Annotated in this window: 4 protein-coding genes and 1 rRNA gene; 3 read left to right on the top strand and 2 right to left on the bottom strand. The window is 42.0% G+C overall.

Features of this window, described 5'->3' with window-relative positions; genetic code table 11:
• Window positions 1-164: 164 nt before the first annotated feature.
• Window positions 165-911 (bottom strand): spore germination lipoprotein GerD, encoded by a 747-nt coding sequence (gene gerD / locus ACWA2B_RS27730; protein ID WP_029517534.1) that lies wholly within the window; start codon window positions 909-911, stop codon window positions 165-167.
• A 106-nt stretch (window positions 912-1,017) separates the two neighbouring features.
• Entirely contained in the window at window positions 1,018-1,797 is a 780-nt protein-coding gene (gene pdaB, locus ACWA2B_RS27725; protein WP_449292860.1) for a polysaccharide deacetylase family sporulation protein PdaB, read from the bottom strand.
• A gap of 99 nt (window positions 1,798-1,896) precedes the next feature.
• Here pdaB and ACWA2B_RS27720 point away from each other — a divergent pair, with 99 nt between their 5' ends.
• The 3 genes from ACWA2B_RS27720 to ACWA2B_RS27710 all read left to right on the top strand — a co-directional run.
• Window positions 1,897-2,511 (top strand): stage II sporulation protein M, encoded by a 615-nt coding sequence (locus tag ACWA2B_RS27720; protein ID WP_449292859.1) that lies wholly within the window; start codon window positions 1,897-1,899, stop codon window positions 2,509-2,511.
• A gap of 192 nt (window positions 2,512-2,703) precedes the next feature.
• Window positions 2,704-2,934, top strand: coding sequence for a hypothetical protein (locus tag ACWA2B_RS27715; protein ID WP_013312131.1), 231 nt, complete (start codon window positions 2,704-2,706; stop codon window positions 2,932-2,934).
• Between the two features lie 418 nt (window positions 2,935-3,352).
• Window positions 3,353-3,681: ribosomal RNA gene (locus ACWA2B_RS27710) — 16S ribosomal RNA — on the top strand; the annotation flags it as partial.

The following is a 3,681-nucleotide window of genomic DNA, read 5'->3' as shown; positions in this document are numbered from 1 at the left end:
GAACATGAAGAAGATGGCGATCCACCTAGATCGCCTGGAGAAACAGGGGTAACCCCCCTGCTTCTCCAGAGACCAGAGCATTATGATGTAAAAAAGAAACCCACGTCTCAAAATGACGGGGTTTCTCGACAATCTGAAGGCTGGTTTTTAAACCAGCCTTTTTATTATTGGCTTCCTCCTTGTTCTCCTTCGCCCCCACCTTCGCCGCCTCCCCCACCTTGCTTATCGCCGCCTGCACCGCCTTGCTCACCACTTTTTTTCTCAACCTTGGGTTGAAGCTCCTCTTGTACGACGGTTTTGAGTAAATTCATAACCTCAAGTCGGAAAATCGGATTTTGCATGGCATCATGCATGACTGTCATAGATTGTTTGCGATATTCAGGGGTTTTAGTTAAGTCCATATACATTTTGGTTAATTCTGGCGACTTGAGCATTGCTTCAATTGATTTTTGATAAGAAGGGTCTTTTATAAGTTGCATATGAAGCTGTTTGCTTTGGCTGTTGATGGCTTTGGCAAATTCTCCGGCAAAACGCGGATCAGTCATAATCTTTTCGATTTCTTTTTTATATTCAGGTGATATCAAAGTATCTTTGACTGCGATCTTCATCTGCTCAGCCGATTGCATGGGCATAAGCATCTTCATTCCCATGCTGCCACCAGCCCCACCACCAGATCCACCCTCTTCACTGCTTTGACCGGATTGTCCTTCTTTGGATGAACTGTTTTCCCCAGTTAAAGCTTCCTCTACCGCTTTTTTTCCGTCATCACTTTTCAGGATATCGACAACCATCGTTTTCATCTCTTTATAACTGTTCTGGGGGGGCGCAGAACCTTGATCCGAGCCGCATCCACTCAGTGCAACGCCCAGTACGCATACCGTGCTAACAAATCGCAAACGAGTCCAATTCATGGCCGTATTCCTCCTTCATCATGAATGTGGATAGTATGCGGATGAATGGGGAGAAATATGTCGATTTGCTTTTGGTTTTTAGCTGAGAACGATGTAAAATAACTCCTTAAAGACCCAGTGCCTGATCGCGTACCTCTTTGCCTTTTACTGTACCCTGTTGAAGCAGTTCAGATACAGTCACGAATTCATAGCCCTGTGCACGCAACTTGTCGATAATGACGGGCAAGGCTTCATGCGTTTGTTTACAGGAATCACTGGCATGCAGAAGGACGATATCGCCAGGATGCGCTTTATTTACAACACGGTCGATTATGACCTGAGTACCAGGGTTTTTCCAATCCAGGGAATCTGTATCCCACTGAATGGTTTTGTAGCCTAAAGTGCCGGCAACCTGAAGGACCCTTTTATCAAAGTCGCCATTAGGCATACGGATCAACTTCGGGGACTGTCCCGTCAGTTCGGTTAATGTGGTATGAGCAATTGAAATCTGCTTACGAATATCTTCATCGCTTAAGCTACTGTAATTTTCATGTTTATAGCCATGACTGCCGATTTCAAATCCACTTTCTTTAATCTGATTCACAAGCTCTGGATGTGTTTTACTCCAAGGGGCAGAAAGGAAAAAGGTGGACTTGGTCACTTTTTTATCCTCAAGGACTTTTAAGATGGGGGCAGTACGCTTATCTCCCCAACTAATATCAAAGGTGAGAGCGATCAACTTTTTGTCCGTGGGTACACTATAAATAGCGGTTGGTGCTTCCTCGGAAAAAACCGTAACATTATCGGTTTCTACATAAATGACTCCAACGGTAAAGATGGCTGCAGCCATTACGATTAAGAATCGTTTGATTTTTTTACCGTTTAATACATAGAAAAAAGAATTCATGGTTAATAACGCTCCTTTCATCCTAGAAGTGCTTGTTTACTTAAAGCTATGCCGGGGGTTGTCAATTATTCCATTGGACAAAATAGGAGGAATTATCAAATGGGACTAAAAGCATTTCTTCACGATTTACACACGACAAGACGGTTAATTTTAATCTCTGCACTTCTTTTCTGCGCAAGTATTATAGTGGGATGGTTAAGTTCAGGCACTATTCAATCCATACTGGCGCAACAAATGGAGGGGCTGGGAGAAGTAGCGCAGCGCTTGCAGAATTCTGAGCATCCACAATGGAGTTTTTTTGTATTTATCTTTTTCAATAATGCAATTAAATGTGTGCTGGTTATATTTATGGGGGCTGTATTTGGAATCGTACCGTTTATATTTTTGATTGTGAACGGTATGGTATTAGGGTTCGTAGTACACTTGCAGACAGATATAGGAAGAAGTATCTATGAGGTTGTTGTAAAAGGGTTACTGCCTCATGGTGTGATTGAATTGCCAGTTTTGATTATCGCCTGTGCCTTTGGATTGAAGTTTGGAATCAACATAATGGCTACTATAGGTACAAGCATAGGGCTAAAGCGTAAAGAAACTGGCCTGTCGTGGGATGTATTTATGAAACAAACGTTGAGGGTGTCTATATGGTCTGTCATCTTACTGCTTATAGCAGCTGCAATTGAGAGTGGCATAACTTATCGTTTATTGTCACAATAAAATATTATGGCCAATTATTTATATATTTCTTGAAAATTGAACATAACAAAGGGGAGAGCCTAAAGAGAAGCTAAAGATTAATCGGGGTAAGTTTGAAACCTTAGCAGTTGAGTTTAAAAACAGGTAAAGATTGGAACAATAGTTGAGCAAATATAAGTACTTTATAATCTGCTGATAAGGGAGTATGGTCATATGTTGGGAATGCTGTTTAACGAAAAAGAATGCAAGGAACTTGACTACGTTCTTCGTAAGGAGCTAGATGAAATGCTGCTTGATATGAGCGATACTCGATTGGATCAAGATATTCGCTACGCAATCGCACTTCGATATAAAACAGTCTTCCGCATGTATGCCCGTTTTGCACCCGCCAAGGAACTATCAAAATATGCTCGCAGAGGGCGAGTCCCACAAACTAAACAATGAAAAGGTAGAAACTACATCAGATATCAGGAAGTAAACTATTTTTAAAAGTTTATACTTTCTGATATCAAAAAAAGTATTGACTCTATTCAATATTCATGGTAAATTAATTTTCGTTCCTTTTTAAAGAATTTGCTCAAAAAAAGAAATTAAAAAAACTCTTGCAAATTTTAAAAAGAGATGATATATTATAAAGGTCGCCACTGAGACGCGGTGACGAAACGAAGTAAGACATGATGCGAGTTTGATCTTTGAAAACTGAACAACGAGTGAGTACGGATTTTGTTTACAAAATCCAACGCTGAAGTTTCGGTACATGACATCAGGCTGTATAAAATGGAAGCAAACAAGAGATGTTTTTTATCTCGTCAGTTTCAAAATGAGCTTATCGCTCTTTCTATAAACCGACTTCGGTTGGTCTTTAATGGAGAGTTTGATCCTGGCTCAGGACGAACGCTGGCGGCGTGCCTAATACATGCAAGTCGAGCGGGGTTGTGTAGAAGCTTGCTTCTACACAACCTAGCGGCGGACGGGTGAGTAACACGTAGGCAACCTGCCCACAAGACAGGGATAACTACCGGAAACGGTAGCTAATACCCGATATATCCTTTTCCTGCATGGGTGAAGGAGGAAAGACGGAGCAATCTGTCACTTGTGGATGGGCCTGCGGCGCATTAGCTAGTTGGTGGGGTAAAGGCCTACCAAGGCGACGATGCGTAGCCGACCTGAGAGGGTGATCGGCCACACTGG

Source organism: Paenibacillus sp. CMM36, from assembly GCF_053570945.1.
The sequence above is the reverse complement of the archived record's forward strand: the minus strand, read 5'-3'. Positions and strand labels throughout refer to the sequence as shown.